This is a genomic window from Legionella fallonii LLAP-10, from assembly GCF_000953135.1.
In the GTDB taxonomy this organism is placed as follows: Bacteria; Pseudomonadota; Gammaproteobacteria; order Legionellales; family Legionellaceae; genus Legionella; species Legionella fallonii.
This window is the reverse complement of record NZ_LN614827.1, coordinates 800,315-824,566: the sequence shown is the minus strand read 5'-3', so window position 1 is coordinate 824,566 and position 24,252 is coordinate 800,315. Positions and strand designations below refer to the sequence as shown.

Here is a 24,252-nt window from a genome sequence, read left to right as displayed (position 1 = left end):
ATCAATCAATGGAGATAAAATGGCTGTGAAAAATGCAATATATGCTCAATCTGGTGGAGTGACCGCTGTTATTAATGCTTCAGCTTGTGGTGTCATTCAAACCGCACGCATTTACCCTCAACAAATAGGTAAAGTCTATGCTGCAAAAAATGGAATCATTGGTGCTTTAAATGAGGAGTTGATTGATACCTCTTTTGAAAGTGATGAAGATATTGCCAAATTAATGCAGACTCCTTCAGGAGCTTTTGGCTCATGTCGTTATAAGTTAAAAGACAATGGTGAAGAATACCAACGTTTAATTGAAGTATTTAAGGCACATGATATAGGTTATTTTTTCTATAACGGTGGTGGAGACTCACAAGATACAGCACACAAAATATCGCAATTGGGCACCAACATGGGCTATCCCATTACCTGTATAGGAATACCTAAAACTGTAGATAATGATCTACCCTTCACTGACAATTGCCCAGGTTTTGGTTCTGTCGCCAAATACGTTGCTATTTCCACCAAAGAAGCTGGTTTTGACGTTGCTTCCATGGCTGCTTCATCAACCAAAGTCTTTATTCTTGAAGTAATGGGACGCCATGCAGGATGGATAGCGGCGGCTAGTGGGTTAGCCAGCGAAAACGCGAATGAACCACCCCATATTATTTTATTACCTGAAATCACTTTCAATCCCCAAAAATTCTTGGCGAAAGTCGATGAATGTGTAAAAACTAATGGTTATTGCGTCATTGTGGTCTCTGAAGGGATTCGCAATGCAGAAGGACAGTTTTTAAGTGATGCCGGTTTGAGAGATGCTTTTGGTCATGCTCAATTAGGTGGTGTAGCGCCGGTTATAGCCCAATTAGTAAAAACAGAATTAGGTTATAAATATCATTGGGCAGTTGCTGATTACCTACAAAGAGCGGCTCGTCATATTGCCTCTCAAGTGGATGTAGATCAAGCTTATGCCCTAGGTAAAGCCGCTGTAGAATATGCCATTAAAGGACAGACTGCGATTATGCCAGTCGTTATTCGTGAACAAGATGAACCTTATCAATGGTCTATAGGAAAAGTAGCTCTAGCTGATGTAGCTAATCAAGAAAAAGCAATGCCCGAAGAATACATTAGCGAAGATGGTATGGGGATTACTGCTGCTTGTAAACGTTATCTAGCACCATTAATTCAGGGGGAAGCTTATCCGAGCTATATCAATGGTTTACCAGACTATGTGAGACTAAAAAATATTTTAGTTCCCAAAAAACTAAAATAAATATCTTCGAAGCCCCTATCCCTCACTGCCATTAAGTTAGCGTGAGTTTCGGATAAGATCACGGGACAAGCCTGGGTGCAGCGCCAGCATAACCCAGGAACGAAGTGGCACCAAAAATCAGGATAAACACGGTATGAGAACTTCTTTATATGCCTAATTAAGTGCAATAAAGTTAACCCTGATCCTGGGTTACGCTGGCGCTGCACCCAGGCTACAAACGGAGGAGCCTTGCGGCGAAGGAACTCCTGAATGGGGAATAATACGTTTTGCAGAAGCTCCTTCGCCGCGCTCTGGATGACAGTAATAGTAAAAGTAGCAACTATTGGATGCAGTTCAAGACAGTTGCTACATTAGACCTCTTGCATAACCAGTATCTTTTGTTTTATTGAACGGAGTAAGCGTTTCGAGGAGCGGAGTTTACAGAAGGCAAAAGATGCAGGTTACGCAAGAGGTCTATTACTGAAAGACCTAACTGCTTATTATGCGACAGTAACTGGTAAGTGAATCGTCACTTTTAGCCCGCCTTCCTGGGGATTAGTTAAAGTAATAGAACCTTGATGCATTTGAATGATTTCTTTAGCAATAGTAAGTCCAAGCCCAGTACCACCTGTAGCACGTGAACGGGAGTTTTCTCCTCTATAAAATGGAGTAAAAACCTCCTCCATATCGCTTTTAGATAATCCCGGACCAGAATCTGTTACGGTAATTTCTATATGATGCGATGTTGCTGCTAGTTGTATGCTTGCTGAACCACCATAGTAAATTGCATTATTGATAATATTGTTAAATGCTCTTTTTAATAAATTCACTGCTCCGGTATACACTAATTTATTCAACTCCGTTTTAAAAACGACCCCCTCATGAAGTTCAAGAGCATCTTCTTGTATCGAATTGAGCATTGCCACCAGATCAAAACGCTGAAATTTTTCTTCCCTATGAATATCATAAAAATAATCGAGAGTTTCTCGGATCATTGTTTCCATTTCATTGATATCATCGAGCATTTTTTCATAATTAGCATCACTACTTAGATATTCGGTGCGTAGTTTTAAACGAGTCAGGGGCGTGCGTAAATCATGAGAAATCGCGGTGACTACCCGAGTACGGTTAGAGAGTAATTTGTTTACTTTACTTTGCAATTCATTAATTTTATTAAGAAGAGTTTTTTGATCAGTATTACCCGTTAAAGGAATGGGAGACCATTCCTCCTGAATTTTATTATCATCCAGACTTTGAATGACTGTTTGTATTGGCTGATTTAATGTTCTAACGGCCCAATAATTAATAAAAAAGAAAGCACCCAATAAGATAATACTCAAGCTCAAAACCAAATGAGATCGATTAGAAAAAAGCGATAAAATTTTAATATTAAGCCAAGCGTCTTTGGTAATAAAAACAGACATTTCCAGTTTTTGATGTGATTTAATTAAATCAAATACAGTAGCCGCATTAAGCTTTAGAAGAGCATTATTGAGGTAAAGAGGTTTATCCGACAAAGTGATTTTTGACCAAGGAGTAGATTGCTTCTCTAGTATCATTGTCCAATCAGTTTGCGGACTACTCTGCAATTTTTTAACTAAGCTTGTTAACGATTGAATGGCATGAGGAGGTATAACGGGTTTTCTATTACCATAGTAGTATTGCATTAATTGGAAAAATGACAAAATAATCAATAAATTTCCTAGAACAAGTCCTATCAATGTCTTTTGCGCGGTTCGAGTCAATTGGATCATGATGGACTGATCCTGCTTTTTAATTGATAGCCACCGCCACGAATAGTTACTAATAAATGAGGATTGCGCGGATCTTGCTCCAACTTCTTACGCAATCGACCAATTAACACATCTATTGTTCTATCTTGAGCATCACAATATTTATCGTATAAAAGATCCATCAACTGATCTCTACTTAATATTCTGTGAGGGTTTTCTAAGAAGACTAGCAACAGTTCGTATTCTCTCTGGCTCAGCGGAATGGCAATGCCCTCGGCATCAATTAATGAATGCGTTTCTCTGTCTAAAATCCAATTATCAAATTGGATTTGCTTTAATGGCGTAAGACGTTTGGTATCCGAATTTAATTCACCAGAATTACGTCTTAATTGCGCTTTAACTCGAGCCAACAGTTCACGGGCACTAAAGGGCTTGGAGATATAATCATCTGCCCCCAACTCTAATCCCGCGACTCGATCAGAAGTGCTATTGGCGGCACTGAGCATAATGATCGGTAAATCATGCGTTTGTCTAATCGTTCGACAGAGAGTTAATCCATCAACTCCTGGCAACATGACATCTAAAATAACGAGATCAAAATTATTTTCTCGCATTAAGGCATTAATATTCAAACCATTCAAAGCCATAGTAGTGCGATAACCATTTTTTAGTAAATAATCACTAATCAGCTCTGTGATTTCCTTATCATCATCAATAATTAAAATATGATTTTTTCTATTGCTCATCGCATATCCAAGATTAAATCGCTATCACTTATGGACTATTATAGTTGTCTCATTGTGATTACCGTTAGTATTGTAACAGCTCTGTTACATCAAAGATGCTCTTTGTCATATTCCTATTACATTCGTTCACTACCATTAACGGTGTAACCAATAGGAGAATATCATGACTATAAAACGTTTTTTACTTATTAATACTTTGGCACTTTCTTTAGGTGTTTCATCAATGGCAGCAATGGCAGCACAACCAGCCTCAGAAAAAATTGCTACATTGAGTGCCCAACAAAGCCAGCCTAAGCACCATCGTTGGGGAGGCCTACTCACTCAAGAACAAAGAGCTGAATTAAAAAATTACATGCAAAGCATGCGTCAAAAGATGACGCCCTTAGTCAAGGAAAAAAAGGCATTAAAATTACAACTCATGGGAAAAATAGCAACTCCAGGTGTACAATGGGATGAGATATCTAAATTGGTAGACCAAATCAATGCCAATAATGCACAAATGACTACGCTCTATGCACAAACTCAACTACAAGTCTTCCAAAAACTAGGTGTTTTATTGCCACCTCCACATAAACATCATTCTCGATGGCATAAACATATGGGATAAACATTAGGGTATATTCGCCAACTTGTCCTGATTGTCTGTGCTTCGGAGCACAACAGTCAGGTAATTTTAATCTAGAAAACGCAGTTGAATCGTAACGCGAGTGACTACTGCGTTTTTTAGGTTTAAATAATAACCAACACTACAATTCACTTGATTGAATCTCCTTCATCTGGATAAATCACCGAATTTTCGTGACTGTCGTTCCATATTTCTTCTTCGCTCAATTGGGTTTCTATAAACTCAATAGGAGTCCCTGACTCAATGATCATAGCTACTTTAAATCCAACGAAAGGCTCATAGGGGCCTAAAATAACATCTTTTCCTCGAGTCGCTTCTTCTATATTGTCCACTTTAAACGCAATATGCGGTATCGATTGAATTAAAGGATGTAAAGGAGAGCCTTCTTCAAATCGGTGGTACTGAATGCGAAACTCACTGTCTTGCCCTCCACTAGTATACATTTTAAAAGTGGAGCTGTATTTCTCTCCCTCTCTAATTTCCTTAGTCGGTATCCCCATATGATGATAGATATAATTTACTGTCTTCATTATGATCTCAAGTTATTAGACCTATTGGATAACTAGCGGATTTTGCTTTTGGTCTAGTGTGTATGTATAGAAAGATTACTATTCATTCCTTATTATTGTAAATGAACTTATTATTCATATACTATGAACTAATAGTTCATAATAAAAGGGATCTCCCTTGCACTTTTATAACCGTGGTCAAATTATCAATTTCCTAAAAGTTGCAGAATTGGGAAGTTTCTCTTTAGCAGCTGACTCCTTACATTTAAGCCCTACAGCAGTGAGCAAACAAGTGAAAAACTTAGAGGCAGCTATTGGGGAGCAATTATTTCATAGAACCACCCGGCAAGTGCATTTAACTGAATTTGGTACCTTGTTTTATCAAAAATGTAAGATGATAGAGGAACAAATTTCTTCGGTTAATCAATTTATAGAATCCACCAGAGAGCTACCTCAAGGAGAACTAAAAATTCTAGTATCGACCATCACTGCTAAAAACTGGGTCTTAAAGCAACTCAATCACTTCATGGAGCACTATCCTCTTTTGCAGTTAGAAATTGACTTTTCTGAAGAAGATGCCGCTTTAGCTCGCTCGGATATAGATATCATGGTTGGATTTCCCGTTATTCCACCGATAACAGAGCATCTGAAATACAGAAAAATGTTTGAGATCAATAATATACTTTGTGCTTCTAAAGAGTTTGTTGGTCGTTATGGTCAGCCCACAACAGCTGAAGAGTTACCTCAGTTCAAAATCATATCTCATACCTTACGAAAACCCGCTTATTTTTTACCATTGGCCAATGGCGGCCAATTACACTGCGCCCAACCAATTTTATATATGAATAACTTTGATGCATTAAACCAAGCTTGTCTTGCTGGCATAGGGATGTTTTTAACAGGGGATACTCTTGTTAAGCCTTGGTTGGAAAGTGGAGATTTAATCCAACTACTACCCCAATATGACTTTAGACAGTACGAAATTTTTATGTTTTACCGCACTTATGATTTTGAACTTCCCAAAATAAGGGCATTTCTTGATTTCTTTACAATGGGTTACCGTTCTTAAATTGATCCCAATATTATTTCACCATCTCATCATCTACAGCAATAAGCTTGCAGTGTTTTGGGCTATAACGTTTACAATAGGCTAAAGCATCTTGTTTTGCCTTCTCTGCCGTGTGTTGGCCGGTTCGCCATCCAAAAGCACCATCGGATGATAAAGCGAATGCTTTATGCGGCCCGCTAATGGCATAAGTTGCAAACGCTTTTTTTGCTGTTGTTGACAAATAATCAGGGGTCTTTAATGGAGAAGGTAAAGGCAATAATTGTTTTACCAAGACTAAATGTTGCTCCCGTAAAAAGGCATCGACTAAGGGCACCCATTGCTTTATCCCTTCTGCTGAAAAGAGAAAATGTCCCTCTGCTCCATAAGGTGCTGCGGAGATAAACTCAACTTTCCCCCCTTCTTTGGTAAAAGCAGAGTAAAAATGAGCGGCTAGAGAGGGATTAAAAAAATGATCATTTTTAGCATAAACCCAGAGCATTGGAACTCGTGATGTTTTACCTAAGTCATCAAAAACAGCAACGAGATTGTCTGCATGGCAGACCTTATCAGGAGCCATAGAACCCCGTCCTCCGGCAAAACTAATAGCGGCTTTTAAACCTGGAGGAGGATCAATAGCGGTTAACGCAACCGTGGCAAAACCACCGGCAGAGACACCTACAGCAATCATCTCGTTGGTATCAAACTGCGGTAATGATCCTAAATATTTTATTGCAGCATGTAAGTCCTCAGAAGATGCAACAGCTGACTGTTTATAATTAGAGAATTGGCACTTCTTATAGCCTTCGACCCATCCCCCGCCCGAGGATCCGTACCCACGTCGCAAAACTACGGCAACAGAAAATCCTCGTCTCGCAAATTCTTTAGCTATCGGCAAAAAGGATAAGGAAGTCATTTGCGCTCGCTCTGCTCCATCGCGTGGAGAACCATGGCTAATCAAGGCTAAAGGATGTTTTAAACCATCATGGGGCCATACTAGTACAGCCTCCAATCCCTTGGAACCAGCTGCTGCCATAGGGATAGTAGTTTGTTGCCAGGATATTTGTGTTTCTGCCATGCACTGAAACGATAAGAGTAAGAAACAAATAAAACCCGCGACAATTCGAATCATGGTGATTATTCCTAATCGTTTATCTATTTTACTTACTAAACCCTGTATATTTTGTTTTAGTGCAAGACCTAAGCATTTCGTGGAGCAGAACCGGAGAAACGCTTAAAACGCAGCAATAATGCAAAAGATGCGGGTCTACTGATTCACTCACCAATAACCTACAACTCTCTGTATTAAAGGCTAGTATCTTAACTGTTCTGCTCAATAGAAGCATAATGTGTTTCTAAAGATAAAGCAGAATTATCTAATTCCTTGGGTCCTATTTCAGGTTGACGAGAAAAATAATAAATCGCTACTAGAGCGACTATGATAATGACTATCATTGATATAATCCCAATATACTCATTTTTAGTATCTTTTTTCATGATCATCCTCGAAAAAATCCTATACTAAATTATAGTATGTTCCGAAGTCAGTGTCGCAACTGTCTTGAACTGCATCCAATAGTTGCTACGACTGACTCCAGAATGGGGCGACGTTGACTCACGCAGAAAAAGAAGCTTTCATTAACATGGATTCTAAAGTCAATCCGGGTCCAAAGGCGCAGCTGAATATATTTTTATTATGAGCGCTCTTATCTAATGCATCCCAAATGTTCTTTAAAACAAATAACACCGTCGCTGAAGACATATTGCCGAAGTTGCGTAATACCTCATAAGAGTACTTATTATCTTCAACGGAAATATTTAATGACTCTTCGCAGGATTGAAGAATTTTCAGGCCACCAGGATGAATGGCATAATAATCTATATCATTGAATGACCAATTAGATTGGCTAAGCAGTTTTTCCGTAAACGTAGAAATACCGTATTTTATTACTTTAGGAACATAAGCGCTTAAAATCATATCAAAACCATAATCACCAATACTCCATGCCATCTCTTGCTCTGTGTTAGGCACTAAATCAGTATGGAACGATACCAGTTTGAAGTGTTTTTGTTGTGCCGGTCGGCCTTGAACCAAAACGGCAGCAGCTCCATCAGCAAAAATGGCATTAGAAATCACATTTTCTAGAGAGAAATCATTTTGAAAATGTATAGAACATAATTCAACACAAACCATTAAGACGTTCGCATTAGGCTCCGCCTTGCAAAAGGCATCAGCAACTTTTAAACCATTAAACGCACCGTAACACCCCATAAAATTTATGGCTGTACGCTTGGTAGTTGGACTTAAACCCAATTGCTGAACGATTTCAATATCAATTCCTGGCGCATACATGCCTGTACAACTGATGGTGATTAAGTGAGTGATTTCTTTCTTATTAAACTCCTCGACAGCACTAAGACAGTTATTTATAGCAGCAAGAGCTAATGGTAACGCGCTGCTTTGATATAATTTCATCCGTTCTGATGTGGAGGGAAATGTATCTTGATAATGATTAGGGAAAAATTGAAAGTCGCCAGGGGCTTTAACATAATCTGCAATCACGCTATGCCTATACTCAATTCCTGAAGCTTTATAAATGGCTTTCAATGCCTTTTTCTGAGCCGCCTTTAACTGAAATCCCTCACAAATTAGTTCAGCAACCTCATGTTGTGCCCGTCTGTATGGTGGGTTAGCCACCCCAATGGCTATAATATTTGATTGCATTAGTTATCCTTATCAATAATATCAGTCAATTCCGTGCGTACTACTTGCTTTATTTTGCCGCTTAGTTTTGCCCCATAAGTTAGAATTCCAGGAAAGTATTTGATTAATTGAATCATAACAGCCTGCGACCATGGTCGCATAGCTACCTGAGAAAACAACGCGGCAGCATGAATACGAGTTGCAAAATGCTTGTACCATTGTTTGCTGTACTCTTCACCTGCTTTATTGCGCTCGGCCTCGGTCATCAACTTTCCTTGCCGTCGCAGCAAAGTAGAAGCCAGGATCCATGCTGATTGCATTGCCATACTGATTCCTTCAGCAACAATAGGATGTGCTTCACCAGCAATGTTACCTATATAGAATATCCCCTGATAATAACGATAACGAATCCCAGGGCGAATAGGTCCACAAGCGAGCCAACTACCCTCACGTTGAGCAGGCTCCAATACTTTTTGCACGCCTAAACAATATTTTTTTATATAACATAAAGAAGCTTCCCCTGCTTGCATTCCAGGATACAATTTTCTCACTTGTTGTAATACATCTCTACGAATACAAAAAGAAAGGGATACTCGTCCACGATCACTATGTACCAGCCCACCATATCCTCCAGGAAAGGCAATAAGAGGCATCAAATCGCTATCAAGCCCTGTATTTCTAAAATGAGTTTTGAATGCCAAAAGATCAGAAGGCTTATGTAAAAGTGTATTGAGTTGAGTGTTGCTTCCTTCCCAAGACCCGCAAGCCATTATTAAAAAGCGCGCAGAAATTTCTTTTATTTCACCATTGCAGTCCACAGTACATACATGTACCCCTTGTTTCTGTTGCATGTTCTGCACAACACCAGGCTGCCATAAAGCAACACCAAGCTGTTTCGCCCTATTAAGCAATGTAAAATCAAGATGATCTCTACCAAATGCTCTCCCCCACTTTTTCAAAGCACTATTTTCCGCAGGCATCTTTGTTGTCAAAACTGAATCTCCTGCAAATAATCCCACTCGTTTTATTTCAGGGCCACTGGCAGCAAGATAGAAATCAGCAAGACCTAATTGGCGTAGCAAGTCGAGATTAGTGACGGATATAAATTCACCACAAACTTTTGAGCGTGGAAAAATTTTTTTCTCAACAAGTCCAACAGACCAACCTGCTTGAGCGAGAAGTATAGCGGTAGTTGACCCAGCAGGGCCGCCTCCAACAATGAGCGCATCAAAAGACGTAATTATTTTTTCCACACTACAACACTCCATCGGAACGGAAAGCACCATTTGATTTGATAATTATAAATATCGGCACGCCGTAGAAGATAAGCGAGCTCTTGACGGGTGAAGCTTCTTTCAATGGAAACTAATCCATCGTTTCTGATTAGTCTATTCCGGAAAAATAAAGGGCATAGTAACTTGTATGCCCAGTAGGCCACTTTATTTCTATGCAAATCATTAATAATTAGCCCAACACGAACAGACTTAACTGCCTTTTTTAAAAAAGTAATTAATTCTTCATCTTCGAGGTGATGACATACCAAATTTAATAAAATAACGTCACTACTATCAGGTGATAGTCCTAGCTCATTCCCCTCTTGTAATGCAAAGCGAACATTGATGGTTTCATTGCCTTTTTTCCATTGCTCTAATTCATTTTTTGCAATGACTATGGCTTCTTTTGAAATATCCATTCCCAGCATCTCCATGTCGGGATAATATTTACTAAGATGCAAGAGAAATAATCCCCCACCACAACCTACATCGCTAATAGAACTATTTTTAGGAAATTTTTTAAGTAATTTTACTGTATGACCGAAAATACCGGTTATTTTATTTATTTTAAATAATTGCTTTAAACATTGCTCATATTCTTCTTGAGTATAAAAATCCCCCCCAAGATCCATTAATTCTTTTTCTGCGGAACGGTTTGTCAGCATGAGTCTTTCCTTACTTGGAATCCATGTTCAACGAATAGACCTTGATTATGCTGCACTGCATCAAGGCTACATTTGAATAAACACCATCTCGAAATCTGTTGATTTGAACTATAATTTAGGTGAAAGCTCCTCCAGGAAGACATCATGCTGGGTACCGTTTTATTGGTTTTATTACTCCTATCTTTTCTAGGAGGATTACCTTATTGGGGATACACTAAGGACTGGGGCTATGGACCAAGCGGTCTTCTAGGGCTCCTATTAGTCATCTATTTAATCCTGGTATTAATTGGCAAAGTTCCTATAGGCTTTTAGTTTAGATCCGCTTGCGGACGTACTGCTTTCCTAGCTTTCCTAGCCTTCCAGTTTTCTTCCCAAGTTTGTAGCATCACATAAAAAGCCGGCACAAATACCACAGCCAAACAAGTAGAGGCAAGCATACCGCTGCATACCGCAATTCCAATAGAGCGACGTGAATTAGCGCCTGCCCCTGTTGCAAATACTAGTGGTAGTACCCCTAGAATAAAAGCAAATGAAGTCATCAAAATAGGGCGAAAACGTGTTTTTGCCCCCAATAATGCAGACTCCATAATAGTCTTTTTATGAATTAACCTATATTCTCGTGCTACTTCCACAATTAAGATCGCATTTTTAGCGGCTAACGCAATCAATAGTAAAATACCAATCTGAGTATATATATTATTGGCAACACCGAGAGAAGATAAAGCCAATACCGTGCCTAATAATGCCAAAGGCACACTAAATAAGATGGCTGCGGGAGTAACCCAGTTTTCATACTGTCCGGCTAAAATCAAATACACCAAAACCAATGACAAAATGAAAATATAATAACTTAAGTTACCCGCTACTTTTTCCTGATAAGCAGTACTAGTCCATTCAAAAGACATACCTGCTGGCAACACTTGATTAGCTATGCTTTCTAATTTAGCAATAGCTTGCCCAGAACTGTAACCTTTAGATGACATCCCATAAATATTACTCGAAGGATAAAGGTTATAAAGAGAAATAATAGAAGGGCCAATAGCGGGATGGAAATCAGTAAGAGTTCCTATTGGAACCATGCCGCCGGATTTATTTCTAACATAATAGTTGCGTACATCCTCAACCGTCATCCGTGAATTGGCATCTGCTTGAACATAAACCTGAAATACCTGACCAAATTTTGTAAAAAGGTTTACATAAGATGACCCAAGATATGTTTGTAGTGTATCTGATGCATCACCTACTTCGACACCTAATGATTCCGCTTTATATCGGTCTATAGGTGCATAAAGCTGAGGGACAGACGCTCTAAAGGAAGTCATTAGTCTACTTAATTCTGGTTGCATACTGGCATAATGAATTAATTGGTCTGTAGCAATTTGCAATTTACGATAATCAAAAGAACCATCTTGTAACTCAACCTGCATCTGGAATCCACCCGCAGCTCCTAACCCTTGAATAGGTGGCGGTACCATAACTAACACTTTGGCATCTAATGTCTTTTGCGCAATATCATTAAGTTTGTTATAAAGCGACAGCAAGTCTTCATCTTTTCCCCTAACGCTCCAATCTTTAAATATGATATAAAGAGCGCCAGCATTGGCAAGGGTGGCGCTGTTATCTAAAAGCGAAATACCATCAATGGTTATCACATTATCAATCCCTGGAATTTTAGATACTTTGTCACTCAGATTACGCATCAGTGTTTCCGTACGGTCTAATGTAGCACCGTCAGGTAATTGAACACTCATCATGGCATAGCCCTGATCTTCAATAGGAAGAAAACCTGTAGGAATTTGGGACAAACCAAAAATAGCTAATAAAACTAAGAAACCACCAACTAAAGAGACCGATTTATTCTGGTGAACGAGCTTATCGATGAAACTTAGATACCTATTTTCAATAGGGTAATAAATTTTATCAAAAGCACGAAACACGAAATTTTTCTTTTTCTGGGGATCAACTGGTTTAAGCCATAAAGCACACTGTGTTGGCTTCAAAGTCATAGCATTAATAGCACTAATAAAGGCTGTAGCAGCAATCACCAAAGCAAATTGTGCGTACATAGCACCAGTTAACCCTGGCATAAACCCCGCTGGCACGAATACAGCCATGAGAACTAGAGTGATACCGATAATAGGCCCTAATAACTCACTCATCGCCTGAATGGCTGACTCTTTTGGCGATGTTCCTCTTTCAATATGCTGAGTTACCCCCTCGACGATAACAATCGCATCATCCACGACTATACCTATCGCTAAGACCAAGGCAAATAAAGTTAATAGGTTAATGGAGTAACCCAAGAGAAGCATGGCAAAAAATGCACCAATTATGGTCACAGGAACAGTAGTAGTAGGTACCAAAGTAGCGCGATAGTTTTGCAAAAAGGCGAGAATAACTATTAAAACCAAAATACCTGCTTCAAACAGTGTTTTATAGACCTCATCAACAGATGCCTTTACGAAAATAGTCGTATCAAATGGAATTGAATATTGCAGTCCAGGTGGAAATTTTTTAGCCATTTTTTCCACTATTTTCCGTACATTTTCCGCAACTTGCAGCGCATTAGCTCCGGGAAGTTGGTAAATCCCAATAGCAGCTGTTGGTTTATTATTTAACTTTGCCAATTGGTTATAGCTTGAAGAACCTAACTCGACCCTCCCTACATCTTTTATTCGTACGATTTGGGCCGTAGTATTGGAATTAGCGGATTGATTGGCTTGCGTAGGATTGGATTTGATTATTATGTTAGCAAATTCGTCCGGATCGACTAATTGACCAGGTACATTAACAGTAAATTGATAAGCTTGTTTACCTACAATTGGTGGCCCTGCTACCTGTCCTGCCGATATAGCCTTGTTTTGCTTACTGATAGCATTCAATACGTCTTTGGGATTCAAACCAAAGGCAAGCATTTTCTGTGGATTAAGCCATATCCGCATGGCGTAACTACCTGTTCCAAAAACAAGTACATTACCAACGCCATCCAAACGCGCCAATTCATCCTGCATATTAATTACCGCATAGTTATTCAAAAACAAGCCATCATATTCATTATTTTTTGAAGTTAAGGTAATAAATTGCAGAATAGCCGTAGATTTTTGCTGGACAACGACCCCCTGTTGTTGCACAGCCATAGGTAATTGAGCCATAGCCGCTTGGACGCGGTTTTGTACTAATACTTGAGCAAAATTGAGATCGGTACCAATAGCAAAAGTTACAATCAGTGTATAGGTTCCGCCATTAGTACTGGTGGATTGCATATAGAGCATTTTTTCCACGCCATTGACCTGCTGCTCGATAGGAAGAGCGACTGTCTCAATTAGAGTTTTAGCATCAGCTCCTGGATAAGTGGTAGTCACTTGGATAGTTGGTGGTACTATGGCGGGATACTGTGAAACGGGTAATACAATGATGGCGACTAACCCAACAAGAACTAGGAAGAGCGCAATCACATTCGCTAATATTGGCCGTTCAATAAAAAATTTAGAAATCATTCTTCTTCTTTCTCACTTATCCTGTGATGCATTGTTGTTAATTTATGGAGTCATCGTCGTACTAAACTTTAACTCCTTGGATCAACCTACATTAACTATGAAGGAAGCCCTCTCCCTAACCCTCTCCCGCGATTTATTATCGATTACCAAACAAGATCCCTTGCGCGGGCGAGGGAACTTTTCGTGCCATATTACTTATCCCCTCGCCTTCGAGAACACTTACCCAATTTAACACTCTTTGCCGGGCTAAGGCCTCTCCCTAACCTCCCGCGATTTATTATCGATTGCCAAACAAGATCCCTTGCGCGGGCGAGGGAACTTTTCGTGCCATATTACTTATCCCCTCGCCTTCGAGAACACTTACCCAATTTAACACTCTTGGCCGGGCTAGGGCCTCCCCCTAACCTCTCGCGATTTATTATCGATTGCCAAACAAGATCCCTTGCGCGGGCGAGGGGTCTTTTCGTGCCGCGAATTATTTTTCTACTTCTTATTCCCTCTCCCTCGAGGGAGAGGGTTAGGGAGAGGGGGAAAGCTATCGCGTTTACTCCTTAGTCTATCGATTATGGACCAACGGTCAAACCTACAATTACAGCTCAAAAACCCCAACCCTATTTAACTTTTTTTTCCTCATTCTTTTTTTGTTCTTGAGCTTGCACTTTATTTCCAGGAGTTGCATTTTGTAACCCAGCAACAATTATATTATCTTGAGCCTCTATCCCTTGAGTAATTGCCCTCACTCCCAATTCCACACCGCCTAGTATTACGCGTTTCAATACAACCACATTATTTTTATCAACCACTAATAAGTAAGGACCGATTTGGTCATAAAGTAAGGCTGTGTCAGGTACGGTCAATTGTTTTGCCGGCTTACTAATAGGGACTCGTACCTGAACAAAAAGACCAGGCACAAATAGATGTTCCTTATTATCTAATAATGCGCGCAACTCCATTGTTCCAGTTGAAGCATTTAATCCCGTGTTAATGAAATCAAGTTTTGCTTTATGGTTAAATTCCGCCTCATTTTGCAAACTGACATCAACAGTGACTTGATTAATATCTTTGGCTGTAACCCCTTGAGCACGCGCGGCTTGGCGCAATCTAAGTAAATCAAGCTCATTAAGATTAAAATAAACATAAAGGGTATCAACTTGATCTATAGTAGCTAAAACAGTAGCAGCCCCATTACCCACTAAATTGCCGACATCAACAAGATGACGTCCAATACGTCCATCAAATGGTGCTAATACACGAGTATAACTGTAATTAATAGCCGCTATCTCTGCATCAGCTATTGCCTTATCCACTTCGGCATCAGACTCATGCATCTTTGCTAACCATACTTCCACACTATTTAACGAAGTTGCATTTTGGCTATACATTCGTTTCTGGCGGGCATATTCTGATTTATCATAAGCACTGGCAGCCTTGTGCGCAGCTACAGCGGCCTGAGCCGCTTTTAATTTTTCTAGATAGGGTTTAGGCTGAATAACAAAGAGTTCTTTACCCTTTTTAACATAAGTTCCATCAGTAAATTCTATTTGCTCTAAATAGCCTTCAACACGAGCAACCAAATTAACCGAGTTAAACGCTACAGTAGTTCCCGTTTGAGTCACGTACTCAACCATTTCAGCCATTACGGGTTTTTGAACGGTCACAGCAGGAATAGGAATTTCAGGGCCTTTGGGTTTTGAAAAGTGATGAACTATCAAATAAAGCAGAAATAAACCAATAACAACCATCCCTGCTATTTTGACTTGTTTTGGATTTTTATCAAAATTCATACTGTTTACCATCTTGGTAGATAAAGTTGTTTAAATTCCTGTTTCTTGGTTAAAGCAGGCTCATGATTTTCTTGCTTTAATAAACTGCCCCAATTAGTACGTTTTGCCATTTCCTCTTTTATTTCTGTAGGAACAATATCATTGCCATCGCGAATTTGCCAACCGCCACCCAGTGAACGATAAAGTGCTACTACAGCTTGAGGAATATCCCCTTGAGCATTAGCTAGAGAAGTTTGAATGCGCAATAATTGTTGTTCGGCATTAAGCACCGGCGTAAAATCTGTTTCCCCTTCTTTATAGCGAATCAGTGTTAATTTGAGGGTTTCTTTTGCTGCATTATTGGCTTGAATCAGATAATGTTCTGCCTTTTTGGCTTCAATGTAACCACTAATATTATCCTGCACTTCTTGTTGTGCTTTAAGCACTAAATTCATGTAGTTTAATAACGCCTGTTGAAACGCCGCGTCCTGAGCACGTACGGAGTTGGTGATTTGACCGTAGTTCAATATTGGCCAAGTCATTGTTGGTCCAGCAGTTATTGCTCTATTTTGCCACTGAAACAGATCAGTTATCGAATTACTACCAACACTGTTTGAACTAAAGACAAAGGTTCCAGCCAATGAAAGAGCGGGGAAAAGATTCGCCTTAGCGGCGCCTATAGCCTCAGATTGTGCAATAGCCTCCTCGCGAGCTTGGTAAATGTCAGGCCTCTTTGCTAAGGCCTCTTTGGGAATACCTACGGCTATAGTCATAGGCGCCTTAGGAATACCACGACTTTTACGTAATAGATCATTCGCTCCATTGGGAACAGTTCCTAATAAGACAGCCAATGCATCTTGTTGTCGTTGTAATTCATTGACTAACGAAGGCAAACTTGCTTGAGTTTCAGAAAGTTCCGCCTGAGCCTGTTCCACATCGACAAGACCTGTTTGTCCTGCATTGTGGCGTGCGGTAGCTATTTTTAAACCGATTGTTTGTACTTGTATATTGGCTTTAGTCACCTTGATTTTGGTTTCAAGAGTACGAATCTTAATATAGATACTGGCAATATCTGCAGTGAGTGTGACTAAAGCATTATCATAAGCCGCAAATGAAGCTAAAAAAGCAGCATTATTAGACTGAATGGCGCGGCGGTATTTTCCCCAAAAGTCGATTTCCCAGGTTGAAGTAAAACCCAATAGAGCAGTATCAAATGTTTGCGGTAAAACAGACTGGAATTGTCCACCACCGATTCGATTATAGTTATAATTACCCATCAAAGCTTGCTGCTGGGGATACAACTGCCCCGTTGCTTGTGCCAGTTGAGCTCTTGTCTGAAGTACTTTAACCCCTGCACTTTGCAAGGATAAGTTGTTCTCGTAACCCTTATTGATTACAGAAGTCAACACAGGATCGTGGAAGACTTTCCACCATTTGGCATTTACAAATGGGGCTTCTTTAACTGATGCGTCTTTTTTAGGCCAATGCTGGGCCACTTGCTTTTTCGGTTCCTTATAATTAGGACCGACCATCATACATGCACCGAGGAGCAAGCAAGCTATAAGGGTAAAAAACTTTAACATATGCGCTAATATTTCCCTATATAAAACTATTTCATCCAAAAATGGAAACTCAATAGATTTGCATCAATCCCTATGCTCAATAGAGTTAGTCTTTATTTTCGATAGATAACTGATTGAACTGAGCCGTCAATGCCTGAGAATAAAATCTTCTGTTACAAGACTTTATCATCATTATTTCTTATTTGGTAGAGCGTGACTTAAAAACTAATTATCTCTAAATAGCCCCCAAGATCACGCCATTTGCTCCGAAAAAGTCGAGGCACTAATAATTTCATCCTGAATCTCTAAGTGACTCATCATGATAAAATAAAGTTTCTTTAATACCTTATTTTTCGTTTTTAGAGTCAGACAATTATCGGCCCCTTGGGTATAGTGCATTATTTTTTTGTTTAATGCCGTGAAAATAAAAGGATCTTTCTTCTGCAATTCAGGGAGCTTCTGCTGGATTTGCTCCATTAAAGCTAATTTCTTATTCGTTCTTGCTATAGATAAACGCAACTCCAATCTATCCATCAAGTCTTTTAATTCATCCTCAGTAGCACTACAAGTAATACGCATAAAGCCACAATCTTTTGCTAATCCAAAATAAGATAAAGGGGCAATCATTACTGCATCTTTAAATAATAAGTAGTAAGACAATTCTTCCCCAGTACTTACTCTGCCTGTTTTCTGTAGCGCCCTTTGGGCTTCTCTGGGCAATTCCAAATCGAATAGGTCACTAAAATCGGCTAAAGCATAGAATGTTGCTTCGACTTCATACTGGGAATCTGGCATGGCAGCTCCCATAGTCTGTAAACGATGGATGACATAGTCCACTTTCTTTTTATAAAAATCAGCCAGTTTTGCTTTCTCTTCAGCATTAAAATGCTTCATTGTTTGTGCATAAGCGATTTGCGCCGAGCGAGGAGCATGAATAAAATAGCTAATATTTTTATTAAGTAGTTCATTCATTAAAATTGAGTCAAAAACCAAAAGCACCGCCATACGTTCACCAGCAGCTGATAAGGCTTTGGTTGCAGAACGCATGATGATAGTTCTATGTTTTAAATCCGGAGCAATCTTCAAAAATGACGGCATTTCCTTATACGCCATTTCTGTATAAGCCTCATCAAAAATAAGATGTAGCTCAGGATAACAGCGCAATACGTTTGCTATTTTTTGTAATTCTGCCTCATCAATAATAGTCCCTAAGGGGTTAGATGGATTACAGATTAAAATAGCTTTTGGCCATCCCTGATCAGTTTCTGCTAAAAGATAAGCCTCTTCAATAGCCTTTTCTAATGCTTCCGCGGTCAATTTATAACCGGGTTCTTTCATGACATCAACAGGATGTAACCGATGTAATGGATTATTAGCATACGCACTATAATGAGGAAAAGGGGTAATAATTCTATAACCTGGTATCTCTTCGTAGTGGGTATTGAATGTTTCAAATAAAGTCCGCAAAGCGCCTATGCCCCCTACGGTAAATAGGATATGTTCTGGACCAATCTCGGACTCATACCATGCGGACATGCTCTCAGCCATCATAGTCCGTGGTATTTTATCACCGCGAGGATCTCCATAATCAATGGCTGTACTTTCTTGCATTTCCTCTGGATTAAGGCGCTCTTGTTGTCTTAAATCCTTTAATTTTTGCCAGTAAGAAAGATAGGATGTAATAGTTTGAGCATTAATAGGGTATGTGGGTTTTCCCATTCCAGCTGCAATTAGCTTTTTAGTTGTAACAGGATCCTGAAGTTCTTTTTCTTCTTTCAAAGCATTAGCCCACAAAGCGAGCAACATCACTTTTTCTATCTTATTGGCAGTCTGACCATTTGGAGTTAACATCATACAAACAAACATTTTTATTGGCGAAATACGATACCATTTAATCAAATTATCGTCAATTGCAGTTTATTAAAAAACCATATGACCTATATAAAAATCAACATGAACGGGAAATGGGTTATTGACTATACTTGTTATAGCGAAACAAAACTTACTTACCCCAAGGCTTCAATACATGACAAAACCAAATAGTGCGCATAAATCTTGTTCCGAATTGGAATATAAAAAGACTATTCAAAAGCTGAATCATAAAATTGAAGAATTGTCCGCAGAGAATTTTCAGTTAAAAAATTTAGTAGATACTCTTCCTGGAGATATCTATTGGAAAGACACAAAAGGTGTGTGGCTTGGATTAAATACCCGCTGTGTTGAAAGCTTATATAGACTAGGATTCATTAATGAGATCGATAAAAAACAAGTTATTGGAAAAACAGACTATCAACTCTTTGATCAAAAATCGGCAAGTGGGTACAGACAAACTGAGCTAGAGGTCATGAAAAAAGGAGCTGAGCTCTCTAGAGAAGAACTAGCCCATTTACCTTCCGGAGAAATAGTCACTCTGCTATCAACTAAAAGACCTCTATGGGATAAAGACGGCAAAATCATTGGCATCATAGGCAACACCATTGATATTTCTCGTTTAAAAAAAATTGAAATGGAACTTCATCAAGCTAAAGAAGCAGCCGAAGTAGCTAACCATGCCAAAACAGCATTTCTTGCCAATATGCGTCATGATATTAGAACACCTTTATCTGGTATTGTCGGTTTTTCCGAAATTATAAAATCAGAATCAACTGAGCCTAACATCAAAGAACATGCCGCAAATCTCGTCGCCTCAAGTCATGCCTTGCTTGATCTGCTGGATGAAGTACTAGAAGCGGTTAAAATCAGCTCCGGCGAAATACCGCTACTTAAAAGAAAATTTAATTTAGTACAAAATTTTGAGCACATAACCGCCCTCTACTCAGCAAAAGCTCAGGAAAAAGGATTAAATTTGTCTTTTACTATTGATGATTCCTTACCTAAATTTGTTATAGGAGATAAAATTCGAGTCCACAGAATTGTACTGGAATTGGTTGGTAATGCCCTTAATTTTACCCAGGTTGGTCATGTCACTATTGCAGTTATCCTTGCCAAACGAGAGCATCGTAATTTAACTCTCAAAATCACAGTAACTGATTCTGGTATCGGTATCCCCCAAGAAAAACAACAAGAGGTCTATATTCAATTTAATAGACTCACCCCCTCTTACCAAGGAATTTACAAAGGATCGGGTCTTGGCTTATATATTGTTAAAAAATTTATTGAAGAACTTGGTGGAGAAATTTATGTAGAAAGTGAACTAGATAAAGGGACTTGCTTTACTTGTCTTATTCCTGTCCAAGAGCCTCTTCTAGATGATGACTCGGGAATAGATAAAACAGAATATTCAAAAACTAAGCCCATCGTTACCCCCCCGGTTAAATCTTCATTAAACAATACAGCAACTCTAATAGATACAAATACAACCTCAGAAAAAGTCCAAGTATTAGTAGTAGAAGATAATCAAGTTGCCCAATCAATAGCTAAAACTCTTCTAGCGACACTCTCCTGTCATGTGGATATAGCGGCCAACGGCAATGAGGCGTTAACTCTTTACGCAAAACGCTCTTATGACTTAATCTTCATGGATATAGGTTTAGGCGAAGGAATGGATGGTTATGAGGTGAGTCGCCAAATTAAAAACATGAGCAATAAGCCTAATTCTCCCCCTATTATTGCTCTTAGCGCCCATGAAGATGAAGAAAACAAACAACGAAGTATTGAGGCTGGCATGACCGCGGTTCTAACAAAACCGCTAACTCAGGCTAAGGCAACAGAAATCCTTAAACAATTTATTACATCGAGTAACGCCACGCTGCCTAAAGATAATGTAGCAATTGGAAAAGATTTGCCAAATACTGATGCCGAATTATTTCAATTAGAACAATATGCTTTGCTCGATACGGAACAAGCTCTTAAAAATTGCGGAAGTATGTCGCTGTTAATCCAATTATTAACAGTAGTCTCTCAAGATGTTCCTGCTAATTTAATACAAATGAAAAAAGCATATGAAAACCAAGATTATCCTTCAGTAGAAAAAATTGCTCATTATATTAAAGGAAGCGCGGTCTACGTGGGCACAATACGAATGAAATATGCTTGTCAATATGTCGAACGCTATTGGAAATCAGGGGAACGTAAGTTCTTTGATAAATTATACCATCAAGCAGTACGTGCTATTGAAGAATCGTGTAACTACATTAAAGACTGGTTGCAGAAAAATCAAAAGTAAGTTGGAACTTTTGTAACGTCTCAACAAGTCATCTCAAACGAAGTGGGAGATCTCCAGACATTAGCACTGTGCCTGAATTTGGAGATCCCTCACTTCGTTCGGGATGACATTTTCCCCTGGGGCTATTGAAAAGTTACAGCCTTTTAACCCAACAACAATACTACGCCCAATTATATATTTGTGACTCTACATAAAGTGATAACAAACGATGCGCTTCATCAGTTGGGTGCAGGGTATCGGCAAAGATATAACCCGCTGGAGTGCCAGGAGGGCAGAATAAGGCACTGATAACATTACCACATGCAGGAGTATTATAATTAACAAAGTTGAATGTCTTCCCCGCCACTACATAAGGTTTCCCCTGCTGAGCCGCTAAAATCACATTATCTAAAAGATCATAAACATCTACATAAAGAACTTTAGTGTAGGGATGGGAAGCAATTACTTTACCAATGGATTGATTTAACATGGAGTTAAAGCTAAAGGTAACACTTTTTATGCTAGCAGGTAGCGATGGATTAGACGCAGCAGCTCCGAGTATTAAAGGAGTATACCCTATATTCGGCAAACTCATGATTACTATTCTTCTTGCCCCTCGGTCGCTTAAAAGAGCCACTTGATTGGCTATATTAGTAGCCGCATAATTTGCCGCCATCAATAGTTGAAATTGTGTTGGTGGAGTAGGTGATAAAAGTAGCTTTAGTAAATCATTTGCTCCAGACCATACAAAAATCACATCATTTGGCTCTATTACTACTTGATTAAGGAAATTACTTACTTGAGCAGCTAAAGATGGGGCATATGGAGTACCAACTCCTGTTGAATTAGTGGTACTACCTCCCGCGGCATAACATACACCATCCAGGACTGGTGAAACAGGCGCAACGACTGGTAATGAAAGAGGTGTAGTATTATTAGTGATCGTATCGGGAGGATTAGGTACAGGATAACCAACAGGTAATAAGAACCCTTTAACATCTCGCGCCACATATTGCGACCAAGTGTACCCACCATATGTAGTATAAGTAGGTGCTTTACCCGCAGGAAAATTCGGTGTAAAAGGCAATAAATTATTAAAGCCACTGTCAGATAAACTATCACCAAAAAAATAAACTTGATGAATCTGATTAAATGGCAGCGCCTGTACAGAATCAGTTATACCGCAGCATAGAAAGACAGAACTAGCCATAACAGCTAAGCGCGTCCTTGTGCGTTCTGCCAATGTTATTATTCTCTTTAACATGCCTTACTCTCCTTGAAATTAGTTAAAGCGATATCTTAATGCCAGTGCCACGATATCTACTGAACTCTGGTAAGTGGCATTGACTTGGTTTATTTCCAGAGGCACGGTGCTCGTTGCGCTGGTTCCGCTTGCTTGAACGATATTAACTGTCTGATCTCTTACAAAAATATGGGCATAAGCACCATCTATAGATAGATGTTTGTTCAAGGTATAGCTTGCTCCCACGTTCAACCAATAGCGGTCTGCATCAGGGATGCGAGGATCACGGAAGGCTGTTGTTGGTGTTTCATCATAAGCCACCCCACTACGGAAAGTCCAAGTAGGCGACATATGATATTCAGCACCTAAAGCACCGAACCAAGAATTTTTCCATTGTGTTTGAATAGTGCTATTAGTTGCAAAAGCTGCTGGCATATTAATACTGAGCTGATTAAATACATTCCAGAAGTTAATTTGCGCTGATGCCTTAAGAGTCCAATTAGCAATATCGCGAGCGGCACTAAAGGTCAAAACATCTGGGGTTGTAATATTCGCAAAAACCGGAGTTTGAGCATTGAATAGAAAGTTTTGTGATGGTGCGGGAACTACATCTCCTGGAGATACATACTGCTGACCATTGCCCTTAAGTCCCTGTTTAACTCGAGATCTATATCCTACACCTAAACGTGTTTTTTTATCAGGACTGTATATAGCACCAAGATTATAACCATAACCCCAACTATAGCCACCGAGACTGGTTGGATAAGTAGACGCTATAAAGGCATCTACAGGAGCATATCCTGTATAAGGTCCATTAAAATTAGCAAAGACCGCTTTTAAGTATTGAGCTTGAAAACCAGCACCAACTGCTAATTGATCAGTAATGGCATAAGATACTGCAGGGTTAATATCTACCGTTTTCACAGAGCTATAAAGTGCGTCAAACCGTACTACAGAATTTTGCGAATAGGCCGTTTTCAAACCAAAAGGAGCATTAAAACCTAAACCAACAACCATTTTGTCATTAATACGCAATCCCATATAACCGTCAGGCACAAAAGCAGAAGGCGAAACATTCCCTTGATAATTCTGCCCCAGTACCGGTGCAGTAATACTGCTCGCAGGAAAGCCTGGAATATTAACTGAATGCACTGCACCAGCATTAGTCATATTCACATGAGGAAAAATTTCGCTAGCGCCTAAATAACCCTGACTGTCTTTTAGAGTAGCTAGCGTAGCTGGATTAATAAACATAGCGGAAACATCATCAGTTGCTGCCGCGGCTCCTGCAGTCGCATCACCTTGTAGACTTGGACTAATCTCATTAATTTGGAATCCTGCAGCAAAAACAGACATGCTAACGAGAGACTGTGATACTAAAAAAGCGATTACTGATTTTTTGGGCTGTGTATATCTCATTCTTCTTGCGTCCTTGACATAAAATGAATAACACAGTCTGCCGAAGAAATTTTTAAAAGTCTATAGCCTTTTAGGTACATAAAGAA

At 39.4% G+C, this 24,252-nt stretch carries 19 protein-coding genes; 5 read left to right on the top strand and 14 right to left on the bottom strand.

Annotated elements, in window-relative coordinates:
* Positions 1-19 precede the first annotated feature (19 nt).
* Entirely contained in the window at positions 20-1,258 is a 1,239-nt protein-coding gene (locus tag LFA_RS03240; protein ID WP_045094902.1) for a 6-phosphofructokinase, read from the top strand.
* A 479-nt stretch (positions 1,259-1,737) separates the two neighbouring features.
* Here the strand turns inward: LFA_RS03240 and LFA_RS03235 are convergent, their stop codons facing one another.
* Complete coding sequence (locus tag LFA_RS03235; RefSeq protein ID WP_045094901.1) at positions 1,738-2,991, bottom strand: sensor histidine kinase; 1,254 nt, start codon at positions 2,989-2,991, stop codon at positions 1,738-1,740.
* The gene (locus LFA_RS03230) at positions 2,988-3,716 is read right to left on the bottom strand and encodes a response regulator transcription factor (RefSeq protein WP_045094900.1); all 729 of its coding nucleotides are present in this window, start codon (positions 3,714-3,716) and stop codon (positions 2,988-2,990) included. The genes LFA_RS03235 and LFA_RS03230 overlap by 4 nt, the downstream gene beginning before the upstream one ends.
* Before the next feature lie 163 nt (positions 3,717-3,879).
* On the opposite strand from LFA_RS03230, the gene LFA_RS03225 reads away from it, so the two are divergent.
* A complete protein-coding gene (locus LFA_RS03225; protein ID WP_045094899.1) occupies positions 3,880-4,323 on the top strand; it encodes a hypothetical protein in 444 nt (147 codons plus the stop codon).
* A gap of 146 nt (positions 4,324-4,469) precedes the next feature.
* Here the strand turns inward: LFA_RS03225 and LFA_RS03220 are convergent, their stop codons facing one another.
* Positions 4,470-4,871: a VOC family protein gene (locus LFA_RS03220; RefSeq protein WP_045094898.1), complete on the bottom strand. Its 402-nt coding sequence runs from the start codon at positions 4,869-4,871 to the stop codon at positions 4,470-4,472.
* A 157-nt stretch (positions 4,872-5,028) separates the two neighbouring features.
* Here LFA_RS03220 and LFA_RS03215 point away from each other — a divergent pair, with 157 nt between their 5' ends.
* Entirely contained in the window at positions 5,029-5,919 is an 891-nt protein-coding gene (locus tag LFA_RS03215) for a LysR family transcriptional regulator (protein ID WP_045094897.1), read from the top strand.
* Positions 5,920-5,932: 13 nt separating this feature from the next.
* Here the strand turns inward: LFA_RS03215 and LFA_RS03210 are convergent, their stop codons facing one another.
* From LFA_RS03210 to LFA_RS03190, 5 genes are all read right to left on the bottom strand, one after another.
* Positions 5,933-7,027, bottom strand: a complete 1,095-nt coding sequence (locus LFA_RS03210; RefSeq protein ID WP_045094896.1) for a prolyl oligopeptidase family serine peptidase — start codon at positions 7,025-7,027, stop codon at positions 5,933-5,935.
* Between the two features lie 188 nt (positions 7,028-7,215).
* Positions 7,216-7,392, bottom strand: a complete 177-nt coding sequence (locus LFA_RS03205) for a hypothetical protein (RefSeq protein ID WP_157010266.1) — start codon at positions 7,390-7,392, stop codon at positions 7,216-7,218.
* Between the two features lie 118 nt (positions 7,393-7,510).
* On the bottom strand, positions 7,511-8,620 hold the full coding sequence (locus tag LFA_RS03200; protein WP_045094894.1) for a type III polyketide synthase: 1,110 nt from the start codon (positions 8,618-8,620) through the stop codon (positions 7,511-7,513).
* Positions 8,620-9,852 (bottom strand): NAD(P)/FAD-dependent oxidoreductase, encoded by a 1,233-nt coding sequence (locus LFA_RS03195; protein WP_231865898.1) that lies wholly within the window; start codon positions 9,850-9,852, stop codon positions 8,620-8,622. Before LFA_RS03195 ends, LFA_RS03200 begins: the two co-directional genes overlap by 1 nt.
* On the bottom strand, positions 9,840-10,538 hold the full coding sequence (locus LFA_RS03190; protein WP_045097383.1) for a methyltransferase domain-containing protein: 699 nt from the start codon (positions 10,536-10,538) through the stop codon (positions 9,840-9,842). Before LFA_RS03190 ends, LFA_RS03195 begins: the two co-directional genes overlap by 13 nt.
* A gap of 144 nt (positions 10,539-10,682) precedes the next feature.
* Here LFA_RS03190 and LFA_RS19180 point away from each other — a divergent pair, with 144 nt between their 5' ends.
* A complete protein-coding gene (locus LFA_RS19180) occupies positions 10,683-10,850 on the top strand; it encodes a DUF3309 family protein (RefSeq protein ID WP_065814357.1) in 168 nt (55 codons plus the stop codon).
* Here the strand turns inward: LFA_RS19180 and LFA_RS03185 are convergent.
* The 4 genes from LFA_RS03185 to LFA_RS03170 form a co-directional block, all read right to left on the bottom strand.
* The gene (locus LFA_RS03185) at positions 10,847-14,035 is read right to left on the bottom strand and encodes an efflux RND transporter permease subunit (RefSeq protein ID WP_045094892.1); all 3,189 of its coding nucleotides are present in this window, start codon (positions 14,033-14,035) and stop codon (positions 10,847-10,849) included. The two genes, LFA_RS19180 and LFA_RS03185, sit on opposite strands and share 4 nt — an antisense overlap.
* Before the next feature lie 611 nt (positions 14,036-14,646).
* Complete coding sequence (locus LFA_RS03180) at positions 14,647-15,819, bottom strand: efflux RND transporter periplasmic adaptor subunit (protein WP_231865897.1); 1,173 nt, start codon at positions 15,817-15,819, stop codon at positions 14,647-14,649.
* Between the two features lie 5 nt (positions 15,820-15,824).
* Positions 15,825-17,381, bottom strand: coding sequence for an efflux transporter outer membrane subunit (locus LFA_RS03175; RefSeq protein ID WP_045094890.1), 1,557 nt, complete (start codon positions 17,379-17,381; stop codon positions 15,825-15,827).
* Between the two features lie 231 nt (positions 17,382-17,612).
* Positions 17,613-19,214: a pyridoxal phosphate-dependent aminotransferase gene (locus LFA_RS03170; RefSeq protein WP_231865896.1), complete on the bottom strand. Its 1,602-nt coding sequence runs from the start codon at positions 19,212-19,214 to the stop codon at positions 17,613-17,615.
* 172 nt (positions 19,215-19,386) lie between these two features.
* On the opposite strand from LFA_RS03170, the gene LFA_RS03165 reads away from it, so the two are divergent.
* Positions 19,387-21,525, top strand: coding sequence for an ATP-binding protein (locus LFA_RS03165; RefSeq protein WP_231865895.1), 2,139 nt, complete (start codon positions 19,387-19,389; stop codon positions 21,523-21,525).
* A gap of 160 nt (positions 21,526-21,685) precedes the next feature.
* Here the strand turns inward: LFA_RS03165 and LFA_RS03160 are convergent, their stop codons facing one another.
* Entirely contained in the window at positions 21,686-22,768 is a 1,083-nt protein-coding gene (locus tag LFA_RS03160) for an SGNH/GDSL hydrolase family protein (protein ID WP_045094889.1), read from the bottom strand.
* Positions 22,769-22,786: 18 nt separating this feature from the next.
* The gene (locus LFA_RS03155; protein WP_045094888.1) at positions 22,787-24,166 is read right to left on the bottom strand and encodes an OmpP1/FadL family transporter; all 1,380 of its coding nucleotides are present in this window, start codon (positions 24,164-24,166) and stop codon (positions 22,787-22,789) included.
* Between the last annotated feature and the right edge of the window lie 86 nt (positions 24,167-24,252).

What these genes read in the sequence shown, in the direction of transcription:
- LFA_RS03185 (WP_045094892.1), bottom strand. Translation starts at nt 14,035, where the DNA reads ATGATTTCTAAATTTTTTATTGAACGGCCAATATTAGCGAATGTGATT.
- LFA_RS03210 (WP_045094896.1), bottom strand. Translation starts at nt 7,027, where the DNA reads ATGATTCGAATTGTCGCGGGTTTTATTTGTTTCTTACTCTTATCGTTT.
- LFA_RS03205 (WP_157010266.1), bottom strand. Translation starts at nt 7,392, where the DNA reads ATGAAAAAAGATACTAAAAATGAGTATATTGGGATTATATCAATGATA.
- LFA_RS03175 (WP_045094890.1), bottom strand. Translation starts at nt 17,381, where the DNA reads ATGTTAAAGTTTTTTACCCTTATAGCTTGCTTGCTCCTCGGTGCATGT.
- LFA_RS03190 (WP_045097383.1), bottom strand. Translation starts at nt 10,538, where the DNA reads ATGCTGACAAACCGTTCCGCAGAAAAAGAATTAATGGATCTTGGGGGG.
- LFA_RS03160 (WP_045094889.1), bottom strand. Translation starts at nt 22,768, where the DNA reads ATGTTAAAGAGAATAATAACATTGGCAGAACGCACAAGGACGCGCTTA.
- LFA_RS03240 (WP_045094902.1), top strand. Translation starts at nt 20, where the DNA reads ATGGCTGTGAAAAATGCAATATATGCTCAATCTGGTGGAGTGACCGCT.
- LFA_RS03155 (WP_045094888.1), bottom strand. Translation starts at nt 24,166, where the DNA reads ATGAGATATACACAGCCCAAAAAATCAGTAATCGCTTTTTTAGTATCA.
- LFA_RS03200 (WP_045094894.1), bottom strand. Translation starts at nt 8,620, where the DNA reads ATGCAATCAAATATTATAGCCATTGGGGTGGCTAACCCACCATACAGA.
- LFA_RS03170 (WP_231865896.1), bottom strand. Translation starts at nt 19,214, where the DNA reads ATGATGTTAACTCCAAATGGTCAGACTGCCAATAAGATAGAAAAAGTG.
- LFA_RS03180 (WP_231865897.1), bottom strand. Translation starts at nt 15,819, where the DNA reads ATGAATTTTGATAAAAATCCAAAACAAGTCAAAATAGCAGGGATGGTT.
- LFA_RS03225 (WP_045094899.1), top strand. Translation starts at nt 3,880, where the DNA reads ATGACTATAAAACGTTTTTTACTTATTAATACTTTGGCACTTTCTTTA.
- LFA_RS19180 (WP_065814357.1), top strand. Translation starts at nt 10,683, where the DNA reads ATGCTGGGTACCGTTTTATTGGTTTTATTACTCCTATCTTTTCTAGGA.
- LFA_RS03165 (WP_231865895.1), top strand. Translation starts at nt 19,387, where the DNA reads ATGACAAAACCAAATAGTGCGCATAAATCTTGTTCCGAATTGGAATAT.
- LFA_RS03235 (WP_045094901.1), bottom strand. Translation starts at nt 2,991, where the DNA reads ATGATCCAATTGACTCGAACCGCGCAAAAGACATTGATAGGACTTGTT.
- LFA_RS03230 (WP_045094900.1), bottom strand. Translation starts at nt 3,716, where the DNA reads ATGAGCAATAGAAAAAATCATATTTTAATTATTGATGATGATAAGGAA.
- LFA_RS03220 (WP_045094898.1), bottom strand. Translation starts at nt 4,871, where the DNA reads ATGAAGACAGTAAATTATATCTATCATCATATGGGGATACCGACTAAG.